The organism is Pseudomonas putida (genome assembly GCF_050990305.1).
GTDB classification, from domain to species: Bacteria; Pseudomonadota; Gammaproteobacteria; order Pseudomonadales; family Pseudomonadaceae; genus Aquipseudomonas; species Aquipseudomonas putida_AH.
In genome coordinates this window covers 6,440,999-6,465,093 of the sequence record NZ_CP158817.1, presented here as the reverse complement: position 1 = coordinate 6,465,093, position 24,095 = coordinate 6,440,999, and the positions used below count along the sequence as shown (strand labels likewise).

The following is a 24,095-nucleotide window of genomic DNA, read 5'->3' as shown; positions in this document are numbered from 1 at the left end:
CAAACCCATCCTCCTGAAACTGCGACGGTGCTCACACTTGGCCGTATTGCTGCCCGTGACGTAGCCAGCGGTCGAGTAGTGGGCTGACGTGATCCGGCCAGCGCTCCAGCAGAGCCTGGGCGGCGTCACGTACGGCGGGAAGCAGGTCGGCGTCGCGCATCAGGTCGGCGACTTTGAATTGAAGCAGGCCGGTCTGGCGCGTGCCGAGCATTTCGCCCGGGCCGCGCAGTTCGAGGTCTTTTTCGGCGATGACAAAGCCGTCGTTTGTTTCGCGCATGATACCCAGCCGTTGACGACCAATCTGCGAGAGCGGCGGATGGTAGAGCAGCACGCAGTGGCTGACCGCACTGCCCCGGCCGACGCGACCGCGCAGCTGGTGCAGCTGCGCCAGGCCCAGGCGTTCAGGGTTCTCGATGATCATCAGGCTGGCGTTCGGGACATCCACGCCGACCTCGATCACCGTGGTCGCGACCAGCAGCTGCAAGTTACCGGCCTTGAACTCGGCCATCACCGCAGCTTTTTCGGCAGGCTTCATGCGACCGTGGATCAGCCCGACTTTCAGTTCGCCAAGGGCGGCGGTCAGGTCTTCGTAAGTGGTTTCGGCCGCCTGACAGGTCAGCTCTTCGGATTCTTCGATCAGCGTGCATACCCAATAGGCCTGACGCCCTTCGGCACAGGCGCTGCGCACCCTTTCGATGACTTCGACGCGTCGCGTGTCGGTGATCAGCACGGTGTTGACCGGCGTCCGGCCAGGCGGCAGTTCGTCGAGGATCGAGGTGTCGAGGTCGGCGTAGGCGCTCATCGCCAGCGTGCGCGGGATCGGTGTGGCGGTCATGATCAACTGGTGCGGGCACATCCGACCGCCGACGCCTTTCTGTCGTAAGGCCAGTCGTTGTTGCACGCCGAAGCGATGCTGCTCGTCGATGATGACCAGTGCGAGGTTCTTGAATTGCACCTCGTCCTGGAACAGCGCGTGGGTGCCGACCACCATCGGTGTGCCATTGGCGATCTGCTCCAGCGCGGCCACGCGGTTTTTACCCTTGAGCTTGCCAGCCAACCAGGCGACTTCAATCCCCAAAGGTTCCAGCCAGCGTTTGAAGGTGATGAAGTGCTGCTCGGCGAGAATCTCGGTGGGCGCCATCAGCGCCACTTGATAACCGGCTTCCAGCGCCTGAAGCGCGGCGAGGGCGGCGACCACGGTTTTACCCGCGCCGACGTCACCCTGAATCAGCCGCAGCATGGGCTCGCGCTGGCTCAAGTCGTAGGCGATTTCATTGCCGACCCGTTGCTGTGCGCCCGTAGGGTTGAACCCGAGGTTGGCCAGGTATTGGGTCGGCAGAACCGTGGCCTTGGGCATGGCCGGGGCACGCAATGAGCGCATGCTTTCGCGCAGACGTTGTTGGGACAGTTGATGGGTCAGCAGCTCTTCGAATGCCAGCCGGTGCTGCGCCCAGTGGTGCCCGAGGGCCAGCTCATCGACGTCGGCATCGGCGGGCGGGTTGTGCAGATAGCGGATTGCATCGGCCAGCGGCGCCAGTTGGTAATCGCGGGCCAGTTCGTTCGGAAGCCAGTCCGGCAGGCTCGTCGGGCCGAGCAGCGTGAGCGTTTGCATGCACAGCTGGCGCAAGCGCTGTTGGGTCAGGCCTTCGGTGAGCGGATAAACCGGGGTGAGGGTTTCATCCACGGGTGGTGGCTCGTCACCGGTAATGGCGCGGTATTCCGGGTGGTAGATTTCCAGTCCCGATGCGCCGGGCCGTGCTTCGCCATAGCAGCGAATGCGTGTGCCACGCTTGAGGCCTTCCTTCTGGGCATTGCTGAAATGGTAGAAGCGCAGGCTGAGCCCGCCGGTGCCGTCCTGCAGGCGCACCACCAAACTGCGCCGACGACCCATGACCACATCGGCACCGCTTACGGTGCCTTCGATCACGGCATCCTGCCCCGGGCGCAGTGCGCCGATCGGAACCACGCGTGTGCGGTCCTGATAACGCAGCGGTAGGTGAAACAGCACGTCCTGGAGATTTTCCAAGCCGACCTTGGCCAGTTTCTCGGCCATGGCTTCGCCGACACCCTTGAGTGCCGTCACTGACACTTGCGACAACTCGGTCATGACGCTGGCTTAACCTGCCACCACCTGCGCGGACGGCTTGGCCACCGAGCACAGGCGAATGGAGTCGGCGAGGATTTCAATAGCCTTGGGTCGCGGGAAGCTTGCGCGCCAGGCGATCGCCACCGTGCGATAGGGCGTCGGTGCCGACAGCGGCCGGACTTCGATTACGCCAGGTGCATAGTGATGGCTGTCGACCGCCGACAGCGGCAGGATCGAAACCCCGAGGCCGGACGCGACCATGTGGCGGATGGTTTCCAGCGAGCTGGACTCCACGGTGGTGTGCTTGGCGCCGTCGTTGCCCTTGGTCAGGGTCGGGCAGGCTTCCAGCACCTGATCGCGGAAGCAATGGCCTTCGCCCAGCAGCAACAGGCTCTTGTCGTTGAGCAGGTTGGCGTCGATGGATTCTTTTTGAGTCCATGGATGTTGGGCCGGCATCAAGACGTAGAACGGCTCGTCGTAGAGCTGCAGGGTCAGCACGTCGGCTTCGTTGAACGGCAGGGCAATGATGATCGCGTCGAGCTCGCCGTTGCGCAGCTTGTCGCGCAGCACGTGGGTGAAGTTTTCTTCGATGTACAACGGCATCTGCGGGGCGACCCGGTGCAGTTGCGGAATCAGGTGGGGAAACAGATACGGGCCAACCGTGTAGATCGCGCCGACTTTCAGCGGCGCGGTCAGCTGGTTCTTGCCGGCCTGGGCCAATTCGCGAATGCCTTGGGCCTGTTCCAGCACCTTTTGTGCCTGGGCCACGATGCCCTCGCCGACCGGGGTCAGGCGCACGGCGCTTTTGCTGCGCTCGAAAATCAGCACACCGAGTTCGTCTTCAAGCTTTTTCACGCCCACCGACAGGGTTGGCTGGCTGACGTGGCAACGCTCGGCCGCGTGACCGAAGTGCTGCTCTTGGGCGAGGGTAACGATGTAGCGTAATTCAGTGAGAGTCATAGCAAGCGTCCATGAAGTTGCGGGCCAAGCATACCGGCTGCAATCGATAGACGCACGTTATCAGAAGGTATGTATCGAACGACACCGGGCAATACCGGTTTGCCGTTGGTAGATATGCCAAAGGCACCTTTCGGTGCCTTTGGCTTTGTGGATTCTCTGTAGGAGCCGAGCTTGCTCGCGATGAGGCCGTAACATTCACCACTGTCGGTGACTGATGCACCGCTATCGCGAGCAAGCTCGGCTCCTACAGGTCCAGCGTTTCTGTTTAGCGTCGGCGTTTGTCGATCATGTACACAAAGGGTGCAACAATTTCGATGGAGCCGTTGGTGAGCATGTGAGCCGGTGGTTTTGGCAGCGGTTGGGCGCGACGAATCATATCCAGGGTGGCCCGGTCCAGATCCGCAGTGCCCGAGGCGCCTACCAGTTCAAATGACAGAACGTTACCTTCAGCATCCACTACGAAACGCAGGCGGTTCGTGCCTTCCTTCCCCCGTGACTGTGCACTGGCTGGGTATTTTTTGTACTTCTGCAAGTGTGCCAGCAGAGTACCCTCCCAGCTCGCCTTGGCCGCCACTTGAGCAGCCGAAGGACCTGGCGCCGGCGCAGCAGATTTCTCCGTCGGTGCCGGCGTCGGTGGCGCATCGCTCGGTTTAGCCTCGGAAGGCTTTTCCTTTGGTGGCTCCGGTTTTTTCTCAACAGGCTTGGGCGGTTGAGGCTTCGGTTTGGGTTTGACCGGTTTCGGCACCGCAATCTCGGCCTTCGGCGCTTCGGCGAGCTTCGGGATCGGCAGTTCTTCAACCGGAGTCGGTGGCTGCGGTGGGGTGACGACCTTCGGCGGTGCAGGCGGTGGTGGGGCTGGAACCGGGGCCAACTCGACCATCATTGCCTGGGGTGGCAATTCGATAGGCGGACGGGCGGTCCAATTCACGGCCAGCGCGATGGCCAGCGCGTGAACGCCCAGCACCACGGCCAGGCTACCGCTGTAACGCGTCAGCTTATGGCGCGTCGTGATCATTTCTTCACTGCCGACTCGAGTCCGACCAAACCGACCTTCAGGTAACCGGCCGAACGCAGGTTATCCATGACGTTCATCAGGTCGCCGTAATCCACGCCTTTATCGGCCTGGAAAAAGATCGTCGTGTCTTTCTTGCCCTGGGTTTTGGCGTCGAGCGTGGCGCCGAGCGCTTCGGCCTTCACTTCCTCTTCGCCCAGGAACAGGCGTTGGTCAGCCTTGACGCTGAGGAACACCGGCTTCTCCGGCCGCGGCGCCGGTTTGGCGGTGGAGGCGGGCAGATCAACTTTGATATCAACGGTGGCCAGCGGGGCCGCCACCATGAAGATGATCAACAGCACGAGCATCACGTCGATGAACGGCGTGACGTTGATTTCGTGGTTTTCGGACAGATCGTCGTCTGCCCCTTCTTTCAAATGCAGGCCCATGGCCGATTACCCCACTTTCACCATGTGCGGTTGCGAGCTGCGCTCAGGCTGGTGATCGAGGTCGCGGCTGACCAGCAGCAGGACTTGCGCCGACGCGTCGGACACCTGGGCCTTGTAACCGGCGATGGAGCGGGCAAACACGTTGTAGATCACCACTGCAGGAATGGCCGCGACCAGGCCAAGAGCTGTTGCCAGCAGGGCTTCGGCGATGCCGGGGGCCACAACGGCGAGGTTGGTGGTTTGGGTTTTGGCGATGCCGATGAAGCTGTTCATGATGCCCCATACGGTACCGAACAGGCCGACGAATGGCGCGGTGGAACCGATGGTGGCGAGCACGCCGGTGCCACTGCTCATGTTGCGACCGCAGGCCGCTACCAGGCGCTCAAGACGGAAGCTGACGCGTTCCTTGATACCTTCTTTCTCACGACTGTTGACCGACAGGCGCATCTCTTCGAGGGCGTCATGCACGAGCAGGTTAGCCAGCGTGCCTTCCTTCGCGGCGGTGGCACTGGCTTCCTTGAGGGAGGCGGATTTTTTCAGCTGGGCGATTTCACTGCGCAGGCGACGCTTGGCGCCCATCAGCTCAATACCCTTGGCAATCCAGATGGTCCAAGTGATGATCGAAGCAATGGCCAGGCCGATCATCACGATTTTCACGATGATGTCGGCATTCTTGTACATGCCCCATGGCGACAGGTCATGCGCCATGCCCAGCGTGTTGTCGGCTTCGAGGACTTCAGGTGCGTCTTCGCCAGGGGCTTGCTGGGTAGGCGCTACCTGAGCCGGGTCGGTTGCGGCGGGCGCAGCAGCCGGGGCGGCGTGGTCAGCGGCCGCTGGTGCGGTGGCAGGTGCTTGTGCGTCGGCGAAGGCTGCGGTCGGTGCCAGCATGAAGCTGAGCAGCAGGGCGGCCACAGCGCTCCAGGCGCGAGGTCGTTTGGTTGGCGAAGCGGGGATTTGATTGCGTGTCATGCTGGCCGGACCTGAGATAGAAAAACGATAATGCTCTTCCAGGCCTCGTGAGGCCGAGAACAAAAGTGGCGCGCATTATTGCAAGTAATTCTTGTTAACAAAAGTAATAGAGTCTCTTTTTTTCTTGTATTGCTAGCCGCTCGTCCAGTGCCAGCGCTAGTCTGTCGGTTTCCTAGGGGAGTTTTCTGATGTCCGCGCCTTCTGTTTTGATCGCCGGTTGCGGTGATGTCGGCAGCCGCCTGGCTACGCAATTGTTGGCAGCAGGGTGGGAGGTCCATGGTCTGCGTCGGGACGTCTCGCGCCTGCCGGATGGTGTGATTGGCGTGGCCGGCGATTTGTTCGATAAGGACTGTCCGGCGACCTGGCCAGTCGGCGCTGTGGATTATCTGGTGTATTGCGCCGCTGCCACTGATCACGATGAGGCCGGCTACCGCGCCGCTTATGTCCAGGGGTTGCAGCATGTACTGGAGTGGCTGGATGACTATGGACAGGTGCCCAGTCGCCTGCTGTTCGTTTCCAGCAGCAGCGTTTATGGCCAGCAGGATGGTGAGTGGGTCGACGAGTCTTCGCCGGCCGTGGCGTCCGGTTTTTCAGGGCGTGTGTTGCTCGAAGCCGAACAGATTGCCCTCAACAGCGGCATTGCGACCAGCATTGTGCGTTTGACCGGCATTTACGGCCCGAGCCGTGAGCGGCTACTCACCCAGGTGCGCCAGGGTTATCGCGTGGCGGTCGAGCCGCCGTTGTATGCCAATCGCATCCATGCCGACGATGCCGCCGGGTTGATGGCGTGCCTGCTCGAGGCCGATCGACGCGGCGTTGTGCTGGATGATGTGTATATCGGCGTCGATGACGCACCGGCTGCGTTGTCAGATGTGGTGGGCTGGTTGCGCGAATATCTGGGTGTGACCGAATGGGCGGATGAAGCCAGCGTGCGTCGCACCGGAAGCAAGCGTTGCAGCAATGCGCGGGCGAAGGCGTTGGGCTGGGAGCCGAAATACCCGACCTTCCGTGAAGGTTATGCCGCGATCCTCGAAGGGCGCTGAAAAGCAAAAGATCGCAGCCTTCGGCAGCTCCTACAGATGCATGCATGTTTCTGTAGGAGCTGCCGCAGGCTGCGATCTTTTCAGATAGTTACTGCTTTTCCAGCAGCCACTTGCGATCACCTGGTGTGAACTGAGGCATCTCGTCGTTTTGCGCCGTGTTCACCGCTTGGAAGATTTCCAGCGCCTTGCCCTTGCGCGCAAAGATCCATGGGTTTCCCTGGCCATTGAGTTGCAGCCACATGTTGTCGTTGCCGTCACTCATCGAGGCGCAGTCGCCCGCGAGGCACAATGCATAACGATCAGTGCCAGGCAAACCGGTCACTTGGCCGTCGGCCTGGAACTGCACGGTATTGCCTTCGCCGGGGCCATTGATGACTTTCCAGCTACCGCCCATGTAGGCCGAATACAGTGCGCGTTCGAAGCTGGCACCGATCGGTGCGCCATCCGGCACCGGGATCGACGCGCGGTGGAAGACCTGAGCGGGTTCGTTCTCGCTTGCGACCTGGCTCAACTGTTTGCCGTTGCGCTTCAGCTCACTGCCGGAACTGCCATAAAAGTCGACTTTCCAGGCGCCGGATTTTTCACCCGACAGCTTGCCATCGACATTTTCAAAACCATTGGTGTAACGGGCCTGACCGGCTTTGGTATTGACGTCCCATTCCAGGTTCGGGCCATAGGCCTGGAGCGCTTCACGCAGGGGGACGCCCTTGGATGCGGCATCGATCGCCACCTGATTGATCCAGGTGCCGCTGATATCACGGTCGGCAGGGTCGCTGGCACAACCGCCCAAAAGCAGGGCGAGCAGCGAGAGAGCAAGCGCTTTGCGCATGGTGGAATCCTTTCAAGCTTTCTTTACAGCAGAGCAGTCGGCGCAGCCCAAGGCTGCGCCGGACGCATTACTCGATGACCAGGATGGCATCCATTTCAACCTGCGAACCCTTTGGCAGGGCCGCAACGCCGATGGCGGCGCGGGCTGGGTAAGGCTGGTCGAAGTACTTGCCCATGATCTCGTTGACCTTGGCGAAATGGCTCAGGTCGGTGAGGAAGATGTTCAGCTTGACGATGTCCTTGAACGAACCGCCGGCGGCTTCAGCCACGGCTTTGAGGTTTTCGAAAACCTGGACGGTCTGGGCTTCGAAGCCTTCGACCAGTTCCATGGTTTTTGGGTCCAGAGGAATCTGACCCGACATGTAAACGGTGTTGCCAGCCTTGATCGCCTGGGAGTAAGTGCCGATGGCGGCCGGGGCCTTGTCGCTGGTGATAACAGTCTTGGTCATGTATGACTCCTTGTAAGGGATGGATGGCTACGCGCGCATGCGAGTGATGCGAATCACACCGGTCAGGGCGCGCAGTTTCTTGATCACGCGGGCCAGGTGCACGCGGTCGTGCACGCTGACCACCAGTTGGACGACGCTGATGCGACCATCGCGTTCGTCCATGCTGATTTTTTCGATGTTGCCATCGGCTGCGTTGACACTGCTGGCCAGCAGGGCGATCAGGCCGCGTTGGTGTTCCAGCTCGACGCGCAGTTCGACATTGAATTCGCCGGTGACATCCTTGGCCCAAGAGAGCTGGATGCATTTTTCCGGGTTATGGCGGATTTCGCTGATGTTGCGGCAGTTGTCCAGGTGCACAACCATGCCTTTGCCGGCGGAAAGATGGCCGACAATCGGATCGCCAGGGATCGGTGTGCAACATTTGGCGTAGCTGAGCACCAGGCCCTCGGTGCCGCGAATCGCCAATGGGCCTTCCGGGCTCGGCAACTGTTCGCCTTCGCCGAGCAGTCGGCGCGCCACCACATAAGCCATGCGATTGCCCAGACCGATGTCTTCCAGCAAGTCTTCGGTCAGTTCAAGACGATATTCGGTGAGCATGGCCTTGACGCGTTCAGCTGGAATTTTCTCCAGCGCGCTGTCGAAGCCGTTGAGGACTTTGTTCAGCAGGCGTTCGCCCAGGCTGATGGACTCTGACCGGCGTTGCAGTTTCAGCGCGTGGCGAATGTGCGTACGCGCCTTGCCGGTGACCACGAAGTTGAGCCAGGCCGGGTTCGGCCGCGCACCTGGAGCGCTGACGATCTCGACTGTGGAGCCGCTTTGCAGCGGTTCGGACAGCGGCGCGAGGCGGCGATTGATTCGACAGGCAATGCAGCTGTTGCCCACGTCGGTGTGCACCGCGTAAGCAAAGTCGACCGCCGTGGAGCCCTTGGGAAGCTCCATGATCCGGCCTTTGGGCGTGAACACATAGACCTCGTCCGGGAACAGGTCGATCTTCACGCTTTCGATGAATTCCAGCGAGTTGCCGGCGCGTTGCTGCATTTCCAGCACGCCTTTGACCCACTGGCGGGCGCGGGCGTGGGTGCCTTTTGGTTGCTCGTCGCCGCTGGATTTGTACAGCCAATGGGCGGCGATGCCGTTGTTGGCCATCTCTTCCATTTCACGGGTGCGGATCTGGATCTCGATCGGTACACCGTGCATGCCGAACAATGTGGTGTGCAGCGACTGATAGCCGTTGGCCTTGGGGATCGCGATGTAATCCTTGAAGCGCCCCGGCAACGGTTTGTACAAATTATGAACAGCACCCAGCACGCGGTAACAGGTATCGACCTTGTCGACGATGATGCGGAACGCGTAGACGTCCATGATCTCGTTGAAAGCCCGACGCTTGCCGCGCATTTTCTTGTAGATGCCGTAGAGGTGTTTCTGGCGACCGCTCACCTCGCCCTGAATGCCGTCGATGGCCAGGCAGTGGCTGAGGGATTCTTCGATTTTGTTGACGATTTCCTTGCGGTTGCCCCGGGCGCGCTTGACGGCCTGGTAGATCCGCGCGGAACGCATCGGGTGCATGGCCTTGAAGCCGAGGTCTTCGAATTCTATGCGGATAGCGTGCATGCCCAGCCGGTTGGCGATGGGCGCATAGATTTCCAGGGTTTCCTTGGCGATGCGTCGGCGTTTTTCGCCGGACAGCACTTCCAGAGTGCGCATGTTGTGCAGGCGGTCGGCCAGCTTAACCAGGATCACGCGAATGTCGCGCGCCATGGCCATGGCCATTTTCTGGAAGTTTTCAGCCTGGGCTTCGGCCTTGGTCTCGAAGTTCATCTGGGTCAGTTTGCTGACCCCGTCGACCAGTTCGGCCACGGTCTCGCCGAACTGCGCTTGCAGCGCTTCCTTGGCAATCCCGGTGTCTTCGATCACGTCATGCAGCATCGCAGCCATCAGGCTCTGATGGTCCATGTGCATGTCGGCAAGAATATTCGCCACGGCAAGAGGATGCGTGACGTACGCCTCGCCGCTACGGCGGCGTTGGCCGTCGTGGGCTTGTTCGGCGTAGAAATACGCTCGGCGGACCAGGTTGACCTGGTCTTTGCCGAGGTAGGTCGATAAGCGATCGGCGAGGGCGTCTATGCTCGGCATGATGTCTCCTGCCAAAAGCTGTGATCCCGCGCCGTGCTACGTCGACCAGGCATAGGCTTAGACGGCCTCGTTGGACTCGTCCTCGAATGCAGCGAAAAGCGGTTCATCTTCAACGATTTCGGCTTCGGCGATAGCTGCGTAGTCGATCAGGCCTTCAGCGATTTCGCGCAGGGCAACAACGGTAGGCTTGTCGTTTTCCCATGCTACTTTCGGCTCTTTGCCGCCGGTGGCCAGTTGACGGGCACGCTTGGTAGAGAGCATGACCAGCTCAAAGCGGTTATCCACGTGTTCTAGGCAGTCTTCAACGGTTACGCGGGCCATGGTCTTCCTCGTAGCAAATGCGATATGCGCGCTGCCCGGATGGGCAAGCGGACTCAACAGTTTAAAAAATCACCAGCGATTAGGGAAGCGCTGATTTTTTGATCAAGCCCTTCGACGCGCTGTAAGTGCCAATGTAAAGCCCTTGCAGCGGTTTTGGGAAGAGCGAATCAACCCAACAGTTCAGCCAGCAATTTGCCGTGACGCTGCTGCTGGCGCTTCTGAATCAGCTGATTGGCGCGGAAAATCGCCTTCAGATCGTGCAGCGCGTGGGCGAAATCGTCGTTGATGATCAGGTAGTCGTAGTCGACGTAGTGGCTCATTTCGCTGACGGCTTCACGCATCCGGCCGTCAATGATCTCGTCACTGTCCTGGCCGCGATTGGTCAGGCGCTGGTGCAAGGCTTGCAGTGACGGCGGCAAAATGAAGATCGAGCGCGCCTGGGGCATCAGTTTGCGCACTTGCTCGGCGCCTTGCCAGTCGATTTCCAGGATCAGGTCGTGGCCTTCGTCCAGGGTCTGCTGCAGGTGGCTTTGCGAGGTGCCGTAGAGATTGCCGAATACTTCGGCGCGCTCCAGGAAGTCCCCGTGTTCGATCATCTTCACGAACTCGCTGCGGTCGACGAAGTGATAGTTCACGCCATTCACTTCACCGGGACGCATGGCGCGGGTGGTGTGGGAAACCGAGACGCGGATCTCCGGATTGGCGTCGGTCAGGGCCTTGACCAGGCTGCTCTTGCCCGCGCCCGATGGGGCGGAAATGATGTACAGGGTGCCGGTGCTGTGGGTCATGTCGGGTATGCCTTACTCAATATTCTGCACTTGTTCGCGCATCTGTTCGATCAACACCTTTAGGTTGACCGCCGCCTGGGTGCTGCGCGGGTCGAAGGCTTTGGAGCCCAGTGTGTTGGCTTCGCGGTTGAGCTCCTGCATCAGAAAGTCCAGGCGTCGCCCGGCAGCGCCACCGGATTTGAGTACCCGGCGAACTTCGATGATGTGAGTGCTCAGGCGATCCAGTTCTTCGGCGACGTCGCTTTTTTGCGCGAGCATGACCATTTCCTGCTCCAGGCGCTGCGGGTCCATCTCGGCCTTCATGTCGGCAAAGCGGTCGAGCACTTTCTGGCGCTGGGTGGCGAGCATCTGTGGAACCAGTTCGCGCAGGGTCACCACGTCTTCTTCAATCGAGGTCAGGCGATCGTTGATCAACCGCGCCAGCTCCGCGCCTTCGCGCTCGCGGCCGGCCTTGAGCTCTTTCAGGCCCTGATTGAACAGCGCCAGCGCTTCGGCGTTCAAGGCTTGCGGGTCATTGGCATCGCCGACCAGCACGCCAGGCCAGGCCAGCACTTCAAGCGGGTTCAGCGCTGACGGATTTTTGATCAGCCCGGCGATGGTCTCGGCGGCGGCGACCAGTTGTGCCGCGCGGTCCTGGTCTACCTGTAACGCTTTACCGGTGTTTTCCTCGGTGAAGCGCAGGGTGCATTCGAGCTTGCCCCGGGACACGCCCTGGCGCAGCGCTTCGCGGACAGCACCTTCGAGGTCGCGAAACGACTCCGGCAGGCGCAGGTGGGGTTCCAGGTAGCGGCTGTTGACCGAGCGCAGTTCCCAGCTCAGGGTGCCCTGGACGCCGGCTTTCTCGACGCGGGCGAAGGCGGTCATGCTGTGCACCATGGAGGTACCTCGCAATGCAGATCGGCCCGGAACTGAGGTTCCGGCATTCCGATATCAATGAATATAAGCCGACTGGCAGCAAAGGCGCAGGATTGTAGCGCAGTGCGGCTAGTGCGCCCAAACACACGGTGTGACAAAGGGCGGTAGGCCGTCGGCGACGGGCAGTTCAGAGCCTTCGGTCGTCGGAGGAATTTTTTAGAAGTGCCCAGTCGTGGCCGGCGGCTCTATAATGCTCCGCAGTTTTCCGTCCCCGTACAGGTATCCCTTATGAAACGTCCAAGTGGTCGCGCTGCCGATCAGCTCCGCTCGATCCGCATCACCCGCAACTACACCAAACACGCCGAGGGTTCTGTACTGGTCGAGTTCGGTGATACCAAAGTCATCTGCACCGTCAGTGTCGAAAACGGCGTGCCGCGTTTCCTCAAGGGGCAAGGTCAAGGTTGGTTGACCGCCGAGTACGGCATGCTGCCACGCGCCACCGGCGAGCGTAACCAGCGTGAAGCGAGCCGCGGCAAGCAGGGCGGGCGCACGCTGGAGATCCAGCGTCTGATCGGTCGTTCTCTGCGCGCTGCACTGGACATGTCCAAGCTGGGTGACGTTACCCTGTACGTCGATTGTGACGTGATCCAGGCCGATGGCGGGACCCGTACCGCGTCCATCACCGGCGCCATGGTTGCGCTGGTCGATGCCCTGAAAGTGATCAAGAAGCGTGGGGGCCTGAAAGGCGGCGATCCGCTCAAGCAAATGATCGGTGCCGTTTCGGTCGGCATGTACCAGGGTGAACCAGTGCTCGACCTGGACTACTTGGAAGACTCGGCTGCCGAGACTGACCTGAACGTGGTGATGACCAGCACTGGCGGCTTCATTGAAGTCCAGGGCACCGCCGAAGGCGCGCCGTTCCAGCCTGAAGAGCTGAACGCCATGCTGGAACTGGCGAAAAAAGGCATGAACGAAATCTTCGATCTGCAAAAGGCTGCACTGGCTGACTGATTGGATGACCGCAGGCAAGGAGGGCGCCATGAGTGACGAGCAACAACTGCTTCCCACCCCGAGCAGAGAGGTTCGGCAGTGGGCGATGTTTTGTCACTTGTCCGCCTTGCTCGGGATCTGGATTCCGTTCGGTACGCTGATCGGCCCGCTGATTCTGTGGCAAATGAAGCGCGAGATGGATCCGTTCATCGATGCCCAAGGCAAGGAAGCGTTGAATTTTCAGATTACCGTCGCGATCGCTTCGGCAATCAGCCTCCTGCTGATGGTGGTGATCATCGGGTTTTTCCTGTTTGGCCTGATTGCCATTGGCGCGCTGGTGCTGACGATTATCGCTGGGGTGAAAGCCAATGAAGGTTTTCCGTACCGTTATCCTTTCACGTGGCGTTTGATCAAATAGCGTTCAATCAAAACGCTCGTGTTTGAAAAATAGTTTCGAAAATTCAAAAACTAAAAAGCCCGACTTGTCGGGCTTTTTAGCAACTAAATTAATCTTCAGAATATGTAGGATTAATCTGCCTACGACGAATGACATGGAGATATTTTGTATATATGTCGTCATTACATTTTTAGTCACAACTGTGAGGTCTTGGTGCTGCCCATATCCTTGGCAGCAAGACTTTGTGGTTGGTAAAGTCCCCGCACGAAATATTCATTCGAAAATATTTCCATATGTTCAAGCCATCGAAGGTTTTTGAATTTCACTGTAGTCAGCGTTGAGATAATCAGCCGGTTCAAATAGCGGACATAGGGAAAAGTTCGCTTACGAATATATAGTCAAGAATAATCCAAATGATTCAGCTCGATTTTTATGGCACGCTCGTGGCCGCTTCCCTGGTACTACTTCTGGGACGTGGCCTTATTGCTCGTGTTGGTGTTCTACGTAATTTCAATATCCCTGAACCTGTCGCTGGCGGCCTGCTGGTTGCTCTGGCTCTTTTGGTGTTGCGAGCGCTTGATATTGAAGTCCGTTTCGATACTTCGCTGCAAACTCCCTTGATGCTGGCGTTTTTTGCCACTATCGGTTTGAGTGCAGACTTCGCCAGCCTTAAGAAAGGCGGTCGCGTAGTAGGAATATTTCTATTGGCTGTTACAGGGCTTCTGGTGCTGCAGAACGCCATGGGCATCGGGCTGGCAACAATGCTGGGGCTCGATCCGCTGATGGGGTTGTTGACGGGCTCCATTACCCTGGCAGGCGGTCACGGAACTGGCGCTGCATGGGGAACTGTATTCAATGAGAAATACGGTCTGGCTTCCGCCTCTGAACTGGCGATGGCCTCCGCGACCTTCGGTCTGGTGTTGGGTGGATTGATCGGTGGTCCGGTTGCGCGCTTGCTCATTAAGCGTGTGGAGGTTCCCGGTTGCAACATGCAGGAGGCGCCGCGTCTGCCTAAGGGTTTTGAGCAGCCGAACAAAGAGCGCTCAATCACACCTTTTACATTTATCGAAACCCTGGCTTTGATCGCAGTCAGCCTGTTGGTTGGCAATCTTTTGAATGGCCTGCTGCACGGAACGGCGTTTGAGTTGCCGACATTCGTTTGTGTGCTTTTCGTAGGCGTATTGCTGCGCAACGGTCTTTCAGCACTTGGCTTGTATCAGGTATTCGAGCGTGAAGTCTCAGTGCTGGGAAATGTCAGTCTGTCGCTGTTTCTTGCCATCGCGCTGATGTCGCTCAAGCTGTGGGATCTGGCGGCGCTGGCTTTGCCGATTTTCATCATCCTGGCTGTGCAGGCGTTGGTCATGGCGTTTTTCGCGATTTTCGTGACGTTCAGAATGATGGGCTGCAACTACGATGCGGCGGTGTTGGCGGCAGGGCACTGTGGTTTCGGGCTGGGTGCAACGCCAACGGCTGTCGCTAACATGCAAGCGGTGACGCAACGCTATGGGCCTTCGCAGATTGCGTTTCTGGTAGTATCAATGGTGGGCGCGTTCTTTATCGACATTATCAATGTCATCGTCATCAAGTTGTACTTGGCCCTGCCGTTTATTGCTGCAGCCTAAGTCGTGTAACTGGCCCGAACCGGCGCATAAAAAATGCCCGTATCTCGCGATACGGGCATTTTTTATGGCGAAACGACGCTTAGATTGTCAGCGTCCAGTCGTAGTCCACGATCAGCGGCGCGTGTTGCGAGAATCGCGGCTGACGTGGAAGGCGTGCGCTGCGTACGAAGCGGCGCAGGCCCGGAGTCAACAACTGATAGTCGAAGCGCCAGCCGAGGTTGAGCATTTCGGCTTGCTCGTTATCCGGCCACCAGCTGTACTGGTCGCCTTCACGGCTGACTTCGCGCAGCGCGTCGACATAACCCATGTTGCCGACAATCTCGTCCATCCAGGCACGTTCAGGTGCCAGGAAGCCCGGAGATTGCTGGCTGTCGCGCCAGTTCTTGATGTCCAGCTTTTGCTGCGCCACGTACAGCGAGCCACAATAAATGTACTCGCGGCGTTTGCGCCGTTGCTTGTCCAGGTACTTGGCAAAGTCGTCCATGAGCTTGAACTTCTGGTTCAAGTCCTCATCGCCGTTCATACCCGACGGTAGCAGCAACGTTGCAATGCTGACTTTGTCGAAATCGGCTTGCAGGTAGCGCCCGTAGCGGTCGGCCGTCTCGAAACCGAGACCGCTGATGACAGCCTTCGGTTGCAACCGCGAATACAAAGCCACGCCGCCTTGGGCGGGAACTTCGGCATCGCAGGCATAAAGGAAGTATCCATCCAGTTGGAAGGCTGGATCGTCCAGTTCAAAGGCGGAGGCACGGGTGTCCTGCAGGCAGATGACGTCGGCATTCTGTGCCTGCAGCCAACTGAGCAAACCTCGCTCGACTGCAGCCTGAATACCATTGACGTTCACACTGATGATCCGCATAAATGGCCCCAAAAATCGCGTGCGTGTATGATACACGGCGTCAAGCTAATTAGCTAAATCCGTGGTATTTGGGGTTTTTTTCATGCAAGCGTATCAGCGCGATTTCATTCGTTTTGCCATCGATCGCGGCGTTTTGCGCTTCGGTGAGTTCACCCTGAAGTCCGGGCGCACCAGTCCTTACTTCTTCAATGCCGGCCTGTTCAATTCGGGTTCGGCCCTGGCGCAGCTGGGTCGTTTCTACGCTGCAGCCATTGCCGAAAGCGGCATTCCCTTCGATGTTCTGTTCGGTCCGGCCTACAAGGGCATCCCTTTGGCGGCGACCACTGCCGTGGCATTGGCCGAGCACCACAATCGTGACCTGCCATGGTGTTTCAACCGCAAGGAAGCCAAGGCCCACGGCGAAGGCGGCAGTCTGGTTGGCGCGCCGCTGACGGGCGATGTGCTGATCATTGACGACGTGATCACCGCCGGCACCGCTATCCGCGAAGTGATGCAAATCATCGCCTCCCAGGACGGCGCGAAGGCAGCCGGCGTGTTGATCGCCCTGAACCGTCAGGAGCGCGGTAACGGCGAGCTGTCGGCAATCCAGGAAGTGGAGCGCGACTTTGGCATTCCGGTGATCAGCATTGTTTCGCTGAACCAGGTGCTCGAGTTCCTGGCTGACGATCCACAGCTCAAGCAACACTTGCCTGCCGTGGAAGCGTACCGCGCCCAGTTCGGCGTTTGACATAATCCCAATGTAGGAGCTGCCGCAGGCTGCGATCTTTTGACTTTGGCTCTTGAAGCAAGATCAAAAGATCGCAGCCTGCGGCAGCTCCTACAGGGATCGCGGGCAAAAAAAGACCCCGCTCAGCCAGGCTGAGCGGGGTCTTTTTGTATGCGCTATCGCTTAGTGACGCTTGCGATTGCTGATCAAGGTGCCCACACCGGTGTCGGTGAAGATTTCCAGCAAGATTGCATTCGGCACACGACCGTCGATGATCAGCGAGCTGCCGACGCCACCCTGAACCGCTTCCAGGGCGCAGCGGATCTTCGGCAGCATGCCGCCGTAGATAGTGCCGTCGGCGATCAGGTCGTCGACCTGCTGAGTGCTCAGGCCGGTCAGGACCTTGCCCGACTTGTCCATCAGACCGGCGATGTTAGTCAGCAGCATCAGCTTTTCGGCTTTCAGCGCTTCGGCCACCTTACCGGCTACCAGGTCAGCATTGATGTTGTACGACTCGCCGTTTTCGCCAACGCCAATCGGCGCGATCACCGGGATGAAATCGCCTTTGACCAGCAGGTTCAGCAGATCGGTGTTGATCCCAACCACTTCGCCGACGTGACCGATGTCGATGATTTCCGGCTGGGTCATCTCCGGGGTCTGGCGGGTGACGGTGAGTTTCTTCGCACGAATCAGCTCGGCGTCTTTACCGGTCAGGCCGATGGCGCTGCCGCCGTGACGGTTGATCAGGTTGACGATGTCCTTGTTGACCTGGCCGCCGAGGACCATTTCCACCACGTCCATGGTCGCGGCGTCGGTGACGCGCATGCCATCGACGAAGTGGCTCTCGATCGACAGGCGCTTGAGCAGATCACCGATTTGCGGGCCGCCGCCGTGAACCACGACCGGGTTGATGCCGACGGCCTTCATCAGCACGATGTCGCGGGCGAAGCCGGTTTTCAGCTCCTCGCTTTCCATCGCGTTGCCGCCGTATTTGATCACCAGTGTCTTGCCGACATAGCGGCGAATGTAAGGCAGCGCTTCGGACAGGACCTTGGCGGTGTTGGCGGCGGCTTCGCGTTCGAGGGTCATTCAGGGCTCCGGGTGAATCAGAACGGTAGTTGGAGATCAGGTGCAACACGCTTCAACTGGACATGGAAGACGTCCTTGATGCGCGAAAGTTCTGCCTCGTCATCGGCCTCGAAACGCAGTACCAGCACCGGCGTGGTGTTGGAGGCGCGAACCAGGCCCCAGCCTTTGGCATAGTCGACTCGCACGCCGTCAATGGTGGTCAGGTCAGCGCCTGCGCCCCACTGCGCGTCATGCAATCCATCAATGATGCTGAATTTGCTCTCTTCGGTCACATGGATATTGATTTCCGGCGTAGAAATATCGTTCGGGAAGGTAGCGAACAGCTCTTCCGCACTGGATTTTTCCTTGCTGAGGATCTCCAGCAACCGTGCGGCGCTGTAAATGCCGTCGTCGAAACCGAACCAGCGCTCCTTGAAGAAGATGTGCCCGCTCATTTCGCCGGCCAACAGGGCGCCGGATTGTTTCATTTTCTTTTTGATCAACGAATGCCCGGTCTTCCACATGAGCGGACGACCGCCGTATTCCTTGATCAGTGGGATCAGGCGACGGGTGCATTTGACGTCGAAGATGATTTCCGCATCTGGGTTGCGTGCCACGACATCGCGGGCGAACAGCATCAGCAGGCGGTCTGGATAAACGATGCTGCCGGTGTTGGTTACGACGCCGACGCGGTCGCCGTCGCCGTCGAAGGCCAGGCCGATGTCGGCGTTGGTTTCCTTGACCTTGGCGATCAGGTCGACGAGGTTTTCAGGCTTGCCCGGGTCCGGGTGGTGATTCGGGAAGTTGCCGTCGACCTCGCAGAACAGCGGGATGACTTCGCAGTTCAGCGCCTCGATCAGTTGCGGGGCAATCACGCCGGCTGCGCCGTTGCCGCAGTCCACCACGACTTTCAGGCGACGGGCCAGCTTGATGTCCTGGACGATTTCGGTGGTGTAGCGGTCGAGGATCTCGACTTTGGTGATGCTGCCCTTGCCGCTGCTCAGGTTGTTGTTCTTGAGGCGGTCGTGCAGGGCCTGGATCTGTTCGTTGGCCAGGGTGTCGCCGGCAATGACGATCTTGAAGCCGTTGTAATTCGACGGGTTGTGGCTGCCGGTGAGCATCACACCGGATTTGCCGGCCAGTACGTTGGCGGCGTAATACAGGGCGGGGGTTGGCACAAGGCCAACGTCGCTGACGTGGCAGCCGCTGTCGGCCAACCCTTGAATCAATTGCTCCACCAGTTCCGGGCCGGAAAGACGGCCGTCACGGCCGACGGAAATATTCGGTTCGTTCTGGGCCAGCGTCTGGGCACCGATGGCGCGACCGAGCCAGTAAGCCGTTTCAGCATTCAGAAACTCCGGCACGGTGCCACGGATATCGTAGGCGCGGAAAATGCTGTCGGGGAACTTTGGGGCGATGCGGGTTGGGGTGCTCATCTGTGGAAATGCTCCATCTCGAAAGTGGCTGGACCTGCCGGCGAATCTTTCACCCGCAGGCTCAAACTGGAAGGTATGACGGCGTTTTTCACAGAGAGTTCGTGGTGCGAAAAGGCCATGCCAGCAAAGTCGACAGCTTTTGGACCCGTCAATGAGGCTCCCTGTAGGAGCTGCCGAAGGCTGCGATCTTTTGCTTTTAAACGATCAAGATCAAAAGATCGCAGCCTGCGGCAGCTCCTACAGGAGTGTCACATATCAGATCAATGGCTGCCGGAGTGGCCGAAGCCGCCAGTGCCGCGCTGGGTCTCGACGAACTCTTCGACCATCTCGAAATGTGCCTGTACCACCGGTACCAGCACCAGCTGCGCCAGGCGCTCGCCAACGACCATGGTGAAATCGGTCTGGCCGCGGTTCCAGCACGAAACCATCAGTGGGCCCTGGTAGTCGGAATCGATCAGGCCGACCAGGTTACCCAGCACGATCCCGTGCTTATGGCCCAGGCCCGAGCGAGGCAGAATCAGCGCCGCGAGGTTCGGGTCGCCGATATAGACCGACAGACCGGTAGGGATCAGCACGGTTTCACCCGGCTTGATCACGATGTCTTTTTCCAGCATGGCGCGCAGGTCGAGGCCGGCGGAGCCAGGGGTGGCGTACTGCGGCAGCGGGAATTCGGTACCGATGCGAGGGTCGAGGATCTTGGCTTGCAAAGCGTGCATGTAAATTAAACCTGGTTCAGTCGTTCAGCGATGAAAGTGATCAGTTGGCGAGCAATCTTGCTCTTGCTGGTCTGGGCGAAAAGTGTGGCGTGAAGGTCGCGGTCGATCACGCTGCAGGCGTTTTCTTCGCTGTTGAAGCCAATGCTCGGGTTGGCCACGTCGTTGGCGACGATCAAATCGAGATTCTTGTCTTTCAACTTGCGGGCAGCGTAGTCGAGCAGGTGTTCGGTTTCAGCGGCGAAACCGACACTGAACGGGCGGTCGGGGCGGGTGGCAATGCTGGCCAGGATGTCCGGGTTGCGCACCATTTGTAGCAACAAGCCGTCGCCGTTCGTAGGATCTTTCTTGAGTTTCTGTGGTGCAACGACTTCCGGGCGGTAATCCGCGACTGCTGCCGAAGCAATGAACAGGTCGCAGGGGATCGCCGCCTCACAGGCCGCGAGCATGTCGCGGGCGCTGACCACGTCGATGCGGGTGACGCGATCCGGGGTCGGCAGGTGCACCGGGCCGGTGATCAGGGTCACGCGGGCGCCGGCTTCCACTGCGGCTTCGGCCAGGGCAAAGCCCATTTTGCCGGAGCTGTGGTTGGTGATGTAGCGCACCGGGTCGATGTTTTCCTGGGTTGGGCCGGCGGTAATCAGCACGTGTTTACCGGTCAGCGCCTGACGCTGGAAGCAGTCAGCGGCAAGCTGGGCGAGGTCGGTGGCCTCAAGCATGCGACCCAGTCCCACATCGCCACAGGCCTGGCTTCCGGAGGCCGGGCCGAAGACTTTCAGGTCACGACTTTCAAGGGTTCGCAGGTTGGCCTGGGTGGCCGGGTCGCGCCACATGGCCTGGTTCATCGCCGGGGCAACGGCGACTACCGCGTCGGTGGCCAGCACCAGCGTGGTCAGCAGGTCATCGGCAATGCCTTGGGCCAGCCGGGCGATCAGGTCGGCGGTGGCCGGGGCGATCAGCACCAGGTCGGCCCATTTGGCCAGCTCGATGTGACCCATGGCCGCTTCGGCCGCCGGGTCCAGCAGGTCCAGGTGCACAGGGTGCCCGGACAGGGCCTGCATGGTCAGTGGGGTGATGAATTCGGCACCGCCACGGGTCATGACCACGCGCACTTCGGCGCCTTGGTCCATCAGGCGGCGAACCAGATCGGCGCTCTTGTAGGCAGCAATACCGCCGCCGACGCCCAGAACAATGCGTTTCCGATACAGCCGCTGCATAGATCTGCCTTTCATTTCGTTGGTGACAAGCGTGGCGAAACCCCCTCCCCAGGGTGAATTCGCCCGCAAAAAAGATGGGCTACGATATCACAGCGCCCGCTACGGAACAGCGGCGCCCACAGACAAGGAGGTGCTATGAGTATTCGCGATTGGCCGGCGGCGGAGCGGCCGCGGGAGAAGCTTCTTGAACAGGGATCGGCAAGCCTTTCGGATGCCGAATTGCTGGCAATCTTTTTACGAACCGGCGTGTCGGGCAAAAGCGCCGTTGACCTGGCGCGGCATCTGCTGAGTCGGTTTGGCAGTTTGCGGTCGCTATTGGAGGCAGATCTCACGGCGTTCAGCATGCAATTGGGGCTGGGGCCGGCAAAGTTCGCACAATTGCAGGCTGTGCTGGAGATGAGCCGACGGCATCTGGCGGAGCGATTGCGCCAGAAACCGGCGCTGGAAAATCCACACGCGGTGCGTGATTACCTCAAGGCGATGCTGCGCCATGAGCCTCACGAAGTGTTTGGCTGCCTGTTTCTGGATTCAAAACACCAGGTGCTGACCTTTGAGGCGCTGTTTCGCGGCTCCATCGACAACACCAGTGTTCATCCGCGAGAGGTGGTCAAGCGTGCGTTGGCGCACAACGCTGCGGCACTGATCCTGTGCCATAACCATCCGTCGGGCAATTCCAGCCCCAGTCAGGCTGACCGGCAACTGACCAAGCGTTTGCAAAAGGCGCTTGAGTTGATAGACGTGCGGGTGCTTGATCACTTCATCATCGGAGATGGCGATCCGCTTTCGATGGCCGAGTATGGCTGGATGTAGGTCTGGCGGGAGAATGCAAAACCCTGTGGGAGCGGGCTTGCCCGCGATAGCGTCAGTACATTCAGCATTGTTGTTGAATGTGCCGGCCTAATCGCGGGCAAGCCCGCTCCCACAGGGAAGTGTGTCGTCGCGGATTACTTGATGTTGACCTTGGAGTAGTCCTGACGCCCGAACGGGCTCACCGAGTAACCCTCCACGTCCTTGCGTGTCAGGGCGAAAGCCGTCGGGTGGGCCAGGGGTAGCCACAGCGCCTGTTGCTGGATCTGCGTCTGGGCCTGTTCGTAGAGCTTGCTGCGCACACCTTGTTCGCCGGTGGTCTTGCCAGCACTGATCAGCTTGTCCAAGTCCTGGTTGCAGTAGCGGGCGAAGTTGGTGCCGGATTTGACCGCAGCGCAGGAAAATTGCGGCGTGAGGAAGTTGTCCGGGTCGCCGTTGTCACCGGCCCAGCCCATGAACAGCAAGTCGTGCTCGCCTGCCTTGGCACGTCGAATCAGTTCGCCCCATTCGATCACGCGGATTTCGGCCTGGATGCCGATTTCAGCGAGATCAGATTGAAGAAGTTGGGCGCCCAGGCTCGGGTTCGGATTCAGCAGGCTGCCCGACGGGCGGGTCCAGATGGTGGTCTGGAAGCCATCCTTCAGCCCAGCCTTGGCCATCAAAGCCTTGGCTTTCGCCACGTCATGGGGATAACCCGGCAGGTTTTTGGCGTAGCTCCAGGTATTGGGCGGGTAGGGGCCGTTGGCGGGTTCGGCGGTGTCTTCGAACACTGCTTTGACGTAATTAGCCTTGTCGAATGCAAGGTTGATCGCCTGTCGCACTTCAGGCTTGTCCAGTGGTGGATGCTGGCTGTTGATGCCGACGAATGCGGTCATGAACGCTTCCGTCTTTTCCACTTTCAGGGTTGGTTCTTTCAGGGCGGCCTGCACGTCCAGGGGCTTGGGCGACAGGGCGATCTGGCATTCGTTGCGACGCAGCTTTTGCAGGCGTACGTTGGCGTCCGGGGTGATGGCGAAGATCAGCGGGTCTACCGATGGCTTGCCGCCGAAGTAGTCCGGGTTTGCCTTGTAGCGGATCGAGGCGTCTTTCTGAAAGCGCGTGAACACGAACGGGCCGCTGCCGATAGGCTGGCTGTTGAGCTTTTCCGGAGTGCCCGCCTTCAGCAATTTATCGGCGTACTCGGCCGAGTAGATCGAGGCGAAGCCCATGCTCAAAGTCGCGAGGAAGGTCGAGTCGGCGTGATCAAGGGTAAAACGCACGGTCAGTGGGTCGAGGGCGTCGATTTTCTTGATCAGTGCAGGCAACTGCATCGATTGTGCATGCGGGAAGCCGCTTTGGGCGACCTTGTGCCACGGATTGGCCGGATCGAGCATACGGTCGAAGCTGAACTTCACGTCTTCAGCCGTCATTTCCCGCGTCGGGCTGAAATACTCGGTGCGGTGGAATTTCACCTGCGGGTGCAGTTTGAACACATAGACCAGGCCGTCGGGGCTGACTTCCCAGCTGTCGGCGAGGCTGGCGACCACTTTGCCGCTGGCAGTGTCGAAGTCCACCAGGCGGTTCATCAGCACATCGGCCGAGGCGTTGGTGGTGGTCAGTGAGTTGTACTGCACGACATCGAACCCTTCGGGGCTGGCCTCGGTGCAGACGCTCAGGGCGGCCGCCTGGGCCAGTGGGCTCAGTAGAAGAGGGGCGAGCAACAGCGGTAGGGCAGCGAGGCGCATGGTCGGATTCCTTTACAGATCGAAGGCCCATCTGCAAGTGCAGTCTGGAAAAGGCTTACCCTAGTGGGCTCCTTTGCAAATGACTATCCCCTTTTGCATTTTGAGTGGACTATAAGCGCCTGATTTTGCTTTGGTGGGGTGGGAAAACGTCGGGATGGTGACGTCGGGCAGATTCTCGCGACGAGTGGTCGAAATCGGCGACAGCCCTTATCCAAAGCGCTTGAAGCGTGAAAAACCGGGTTTTTCTCCATTCACGGCACACCGAATGTTGTTGCACCCCAGTCTTTCTGGTATAAAGCAGCGCTCTTTTCTAGGGGCCCGGTTCCTTCACTGTAGGTGTAGCCGGTAAGACCTCTAAAGAATCGCGGCGCCTGGCGCCACAATGACTAGAGATTAAGCGGCCAACCCATGCCGGGTTGGGCATGTGGTTTTAGAGGGCTGAGGCATGTCTAGAGTATGTCAAGTTACCGGTAAGGGTCCGGTGACTGGGAACAACATTTCCCACGCAAACAACAAAACCCGTCGTCGTTTCCTGCCGAACCTGCAGCATCACCGCTTCTGGGTTGAAGAAGAGAAACGTTTCGTACGTCTGCGCGTATCTGCCAAAGGCATGCGCATCATCGACAAGCGTGGCATCAGTGTCGTGCTGGCCGAACTTCGTCGCGATGGCAAGGTTTAAGGGAG

23 protein-coding genes and 1 pseudogene are annotated in these 24,095 nt (G+C 59.4%); 7 read left to right on the top strand and 17 right to left on the bottom strand.

The features are described from left to right. Positions 1-31 precede the first annotated feature (31 nt). From recG to exbB, 5 genes are all read right to left on the bottom strand, one after another. Positions 32-2,107, bottom strand: coding sequence for an ATP-dependent DNA helicase RecG (gene recG, locus ABTV22_RS29460; RefSeq protein WP_433737853.1), 2,076 nt, complete (start codon positions 2,105-2,107; stop codon positions 32-34). 9 nt (positions 2,108-2,116) lie between these two features. Continuing rightward, a complete protein-coding gene (locus ABTV22_RS29455; RefSeq protein WP_175375796.1) occupies positions 2,117-3,046 on the bottom strand; it encodes a hydrogen peroxide-inducible genes activator in 930 nt (309 codons plus the stop codon). A gap of 265 nt (positions 3,047-3,311) precedes the next feature. Continuing rightward, complete coding sequence (locus ABTV22_RS29450; RefSeq protein WP_433737852.1) at positions 3,312-4,061, bottom strand: energy transducer TonB family protein; 750 nt, start codon at positions 4,059-4,061, stop codon at positions 3,312-3,314. Then, positions 4,058-4,486 carry a TonB system transport protein ExbD gene (gene exbD, locus ABTV22_RS29445; RefSeq protein ID WP_433737851.1) on the bottom strand — a complete coding sequence of 143 codons (429 nt, stop codon included), beginning with the start codon at positions 4,484-4,486 and terminating at the stop codon, positions 4,058-4,060. The genes ABTV22_RS29450 and exbD overlap by 4 nt, the downstream gene beginning before the upstream one ends. Before the next feature lie 6 nt (positions 4,487-4,492). Then, positions 4,493-5,455, bottom strand: a complete 963-nt coding sequence (exbB, locus tag ABTV22_RS29440; protein WP_433737849.1) for a tonB-system energizer ExbB — start codon at positions 5,453-5,455, stop codon at positions 4,493-4,495. 188 nt (positions 5,456-5,643) lie between these two features. Here exbB and ABTV22_RS29435 point away from each other — a divergent pair, with 188 nt between their 5' ends. Beyond that, complete coding sequence (locus ABTV22_RS29435) at positions 5,644-6,498, top strand: SDR family oxidoreductase (RefSeq protein WP_433737847.1); 855 nt, start codon at positions 5,644-5,646, stop codon at positions 6,496-6,498. Between the two features lie 88 nt (positions 6,499-6,586). On the opposite strand, the gene ABTV22_RS29430 is transcribed toward ABTV22_RS29435, so the two are convergent. The 6 genes from ABTV22_RS29430 to ABTV22_RS29405 all read right to left on the bottom strand — a co-directional run bounded on the left by ABTV22_RS29430 (position 6,587) and on the right by ABTV22_RS29405 (position 11,893). Beyond that, positions 6,587-7,327: a hypothetical protein gene (locus ABTV22_RS29430; protein ID WP_433737846.1), complete on the bottom strand. Its 741-nt coding sequence runs from the start codon at positions 7,325-7,327 to the stop codon at positions 6,587-6,589. A gap of 67 nt (positions 7,328-7,394) precedes the next feature. Continuing rightward, on the bottom strand, positions 7,395-7,775 hold the full coding sequence (locus tag ABTV22_RS29425; protein ID WP_003229509.1) for a RidA family protein: 381 nt from the start codon (positions 7,773-7,775) through the stop codon (positions 7,395-7,397). Between the two features lie 27 nt (positions 7,776-7,802). After that, positions 7,803-9,908 (bottom strand): bifunctional GTP diphosphokinase/guanosine-3',5'-bis pyrophosphate 3'-pyrophosphohydrolase, encoded by a 2,106-nt coding sequence (gene spoT / locus ABTV22_RS29420; RefSeq protein ID WP_433737845.1) that lies wholly within the window; start codon positions 9,906-9,908, stop codon positions 7,803-7,805. Between the two features lie 57 nt (positions 9,909-9,965). After that, on the bottom strand, positions 9,966-10,229 hold the full coding sequence (rpoZ, locus tag ABTV22_RS29415; RefSeq protein WP_007921129.1) for a DNA-directed RNA polymerase subunit omega: 264 nt from the start codon (positions 10,227-10,229) through the stop codon (positions 9,966-9,968). Between the two features lie 167 nt (positions 10,230-10,396). Next, positions 10,397-11,017, bottom strand: coding sequence for a guanylate kinase (gene gmk / locus ABTV22_RS29410; RefSeq protein ID WP_433737844.1), 621 nt, complete (start codon positions 11,015-11,017; stop codon positions 10,397-10,399). A 12-nt stretch (positions 11,018-11,029) separates the two neighbouring features. Next, entirely contained in the window at positions 11,030-11,893 is an 864-nt protein-coding gene (locus tag ABTV22_RS29405) for a YicC/YloC family endoribonuclease (RefSeq protein ID WP_433737843.1), read from the bottom strand. Between the two features lie 267 nt (positions 11,894-12,160). Between ABTV22_RS29405 and rph the strand changes: the two genes are divergently transcribed. From rph to gltS, 3 genes are all read left to right on the top strand, one after another. Next, positions 12,161-12,883: a ribonuclease PH gene (gene rph, locus ABTV22_RS29400; protein ID WP_047535109.1), complete on the top strand. Its 723-nt coding sequence runs from the start codon at positions 12,161-12,163 to the stop codon at positions 12,881-12,883. 28 nt (positions 12,884-12,911) lie between these two features. After that, positions 12,912-13,280 (top strand): DUF4870 domain-containing protein, encoded by a 369-nt coding sequence (locus ABTV22_RS29395; RefSeq protein ID WP_433737842.1) that lies wholly within the window; start codon positions 12,912-12,914, stop codon positions 13,278-13,280. Positions 13,281-13,672: 392 nt separating this feature from the next. Further along, positions 13,673-14,881 (top strand): sodium/glutamate symporter, encoded by a 1,209-nt coding sequence (gene gltS, locus ABTV22_RS29390; RefSeq protein ID WP_433737840.1) that lies wholly within the window; start codon positions 13,673-13,675, stop codon positions 14,879-14,881. Positions 14,882-14,960: 79 nt separating this feature from the next. Here the strand turns inward: gltS and ABTV22_RS29385 are convergent, their stop codons facing one another. Next, positions 14,961-15,740 (bottom strand): exodeoxyribonuclease III, encoded by a 780-nt coding sequence (locus ABTV22_RS29385; RefSeq protein ID WP_053163881.1) that lies wholly within the window; start codon positions 15,738-15,740, stop codon positions 14,961-14,963. Positions 15,741-15,822: 82 nt separating this feature from the next. Here ABTV22_RS29385 and pyrE point away from each other — a divergent pair, with 82 nt between their 5' ends. Continuing rightward, the gene (pyrE, locus tag ABTV22_RS29380) at positions 15,823-16,467 is read left to right on the top strand and encodes an orotate phosphoribosyltransferase (protein WP_011336558.1); all 645 of its coding nucleotides are present in this window, start codon (positions 15,823-15,825) and stop codon (positions 16,465-16,467) included. Between the two features lie 162 nt (positions 16,468-16,629). On the opposite strand, the gene argB is transcribed toward pyrE, so the two are convergent. The 4 genes and pseudogenes from argB to coaBC form a co-directional block, all read right to left on the bottom strand. Beyond that, the gene (argB, locus tag ABTV22_RS29375) at positions 16,630-17,535 is read right to left on the bottom strand and encodes an acetylglutamate kinase (RefSeq protein ID WP_110965528.1); all 906 of its coding nucleotides are present in this window, start codon (positions 17,533-17,535) and stop codon (positions 16,630-16,632) included. Between the two features lie 17 nt (positions 17,536-17,552). Further along, positions 17,553-18,956: pseudogene (locus ABTV22_RS29370) on the bottom strand (phosphomannomutase/phosphoglucomutase); the annotation flags it as partial. A 254-nt stretch (positions 18,957-19,210) separates the two neighbouring features. Further along, entirely contained in the window at positions 19,211-19,666 is a 456-nt protein-coding gene (gene dut, locus ABTV22_RS29365) for a dUTP diphosphatase (protein WP_137807175.1), read from the bottom strand. A gap of 5 nt (positions 19,667-19,671) precedes the next feature. Then, positions 19,672-20,880, bottom strand: coding sequence for a bifunctional phosphopantothenoylcysteine decarboxylase/phosphopantothenate--cysteine ligase CoaBC (gene coaBC, locus ABTV22_RS29360; protein ID WP_433737839.1), 1,209 nt, complete (start codon positions 20,878-20,880; stop codon positions 19,672-19,674). A gap of 135 nt (positions 20,881-21,015) precedes the next feature. Here coaBC and radC point away from each other — a divergent pair, with 135 nt between their 5' ends. Then, positions 21,016-21,690: a RadC family protein gene (radC, locus tag ABTV22_RS29355; protein ID WP_433737838.1), complete on the top strand. Its 675-nt coding sequence runs from the start codon at positions 21,016-21,018 to the stop codon at positions 21,688-21,690. A gap of 134 nt (positions 21,691-21,824) precedes the next feature. On the opposite strand, the gene ABTV22_RS29350 is transcribed toward radC, so the two are convergent. Further along, positions 21,825-23,411 carry an ABC transporter substrate-binding protein gene (locus ABTV22_RS29350; protein WP_433737837.1) on the bottom strand — a complete coding sequence of 529 codons (1,587 nt, stop codon included), beginning with the start codon at positions 23,409-23,411 and terminating at the stop codon, positions 21,825-21,827. A 445-nt stretch (positions 23,412-23,856) separates the two neighbouring features. On the opposite strand from ABTV22_RS29350, the gene rpmB reads away from it, so the two are divergent. After that, a complete protein-coding gene (gene rpmB, locus ABTV22_RS29345) occupies positions 23,857-24,090 on the top strand; it encodes a 50S ribosomal protein L28 (protein WP_003177273.1) in 234 nt (77 codons plus the stop codon). The last annotated feature ends 5 nt before the right edge of the window (positions 24,091-24,095 follow it).

Coding starts and splice junctions, on each gene's coding strand:
- ABTV22_RS29435 (WP_433737847.1), top strand. CDS start 5,644: ATGTCCGCGCCTTCTGTTTTGATCGCCGGTTGCGGTGATGTCGGCAGC.
- spoT (WP_433737845.1), bottom strand. CDS start 9,908: ATGCCGAGCATAGACGCCCTCGCCGATCGCTTATCGACCTACCTCGGC.
- ABTV22_RS29450 (WP_433737852.1), bottom strand. CDS start 4,061: ATGATCACGACGCGCCATAAGCTGACGCGTTACAGCGGTAGCCTGGCC.
- dut (WP_137807175.1), bottom strand. CDS start 19,666: ATGCACGCTTTGCAAGCCAAGATCCTCGACCCTCGCATCGGTACCGAA.
- gltS (WP_433737840.1), top strand. CDS start 13,673: ATGATTCAGCTCGATTTTTATGGCACGCTCGTGGCCGCTTCCCTGGTA.
- ABTV22_RS29455 (WP_175375796.1), bottom strand. CDS start 3,046: ATGACTCTCACTGAATTACGCTACATCGTTACCCTCGCCCAAGAGCAG.
- gmk (WP_433737844.1), bottom strand. CDS start 11,017: ATGACCCACAGCACCGGCACCCTGTACATCATTTCCGCCCCATCGGGC.
- exbB (WP_433737849.1), bottom strand. CDS start 5,455: ATGACACGCAATCAAATCCCCGCTTCGCCAACCAAACGACCTCGCGCC.
- argB (WP_110965528.1), bottom strand. CDS start 17,535: ATGACCCTCGAACGCGAAGCCGCCGCCAACACCGCCAAGGTCCTGTCC.
- ABTV22_RS29405 (WP_433737843.1), bottom strand. CDS start 11,893: ATGGTGCACAGCATGACCGCCTTCGCCCGCGTCGAGAAAGCCGGCGTC.
- radC (WP_433737838.1), top strand. CDS start 21,016: ATGAGTATTCGCGATTGGCCGGCGGCGGAGCGGCCGCGGGAGAAGCTT.
- recG (WP_433737853.1), bottom strand. CDS start 2,107: ATGACCGAGTTGTCGCAAGTGTCAGTGACGGCACTCAAGGGTGTCGGC.
- ABTV22_RS29425 (WP_003229509.1), bottom strand. CDS start 7,775: ATGACCAAGACTGTTATCACCAGCGACAAGGCCCCGGCCGCCATCGGC.
- coaBC (WP_433737839.1), bottom strand. CDS start 20,880: ATGCAGCGGCTGTATCGGAAACGCATTGTTCTGGGCGTCGGCGGCGGT.
- rpoZ (WP_007921129.1), bottom strand. CDS start 10,229: ATGGCCCGCGTAACCGTTGAAGACTGCCTAGAACACGTGGATAACCGC.
- ABTV22_RS29350 (WP_433737837.1), bottom strand. CDS start 23,411: ATGCGCCTCGCTGCCCTACCGCTGTTGCTCGCCCCTCTTCTACTGAGC.
- ABTV22_RS29385 (WP_053163881.1), bottom strand. CDS start 15,740: ATGCGGATCATCAGTGTGAACGTCAATGGTATTCAGGCTGCAGTCGAG.
- ABTV22_RS29395 (WP_433737842.1), top strand. CDS start 12,912: ATGAGTGACGAGCAACAACTGCTTCCCACCCCGAGCAGAGAGGTTCGG.
- rph (WP_047535109.1), top strand. CDS start 12,161: ATGAAACGTCCAAGTGGTCGCGCTGCCGATCAGCTCCGCTCGATCCGC.
- rpmB (WP_003177273.1), top strand. CDS start 23,857: ATGTCTAGAGTATGTCAAGTTACCGGTAAGGGTCCGGTGACTGGGAAC.
- exbD (WP_433737851.1), bottom strand. CDS start 4,486: ATGGGCCTGCATTTGAAAGAAGGGGCAGACGACGATCTGTCCGAAAAC.
- ABTV22_RS29430 (WP_433737846.1), bottom strand. CDS start 7,327: ATGCGCAAAGCGCTTGCTCTCTCGCTGCTCGCCCTGCTTTTGGGCGGT.
- pyrE (WP_011336558.1), top strand. CDS start 15,823: ATGCAAGCGTATCAGCGCGATTTCATTCGTTTTGCCATCGATCGCGGC.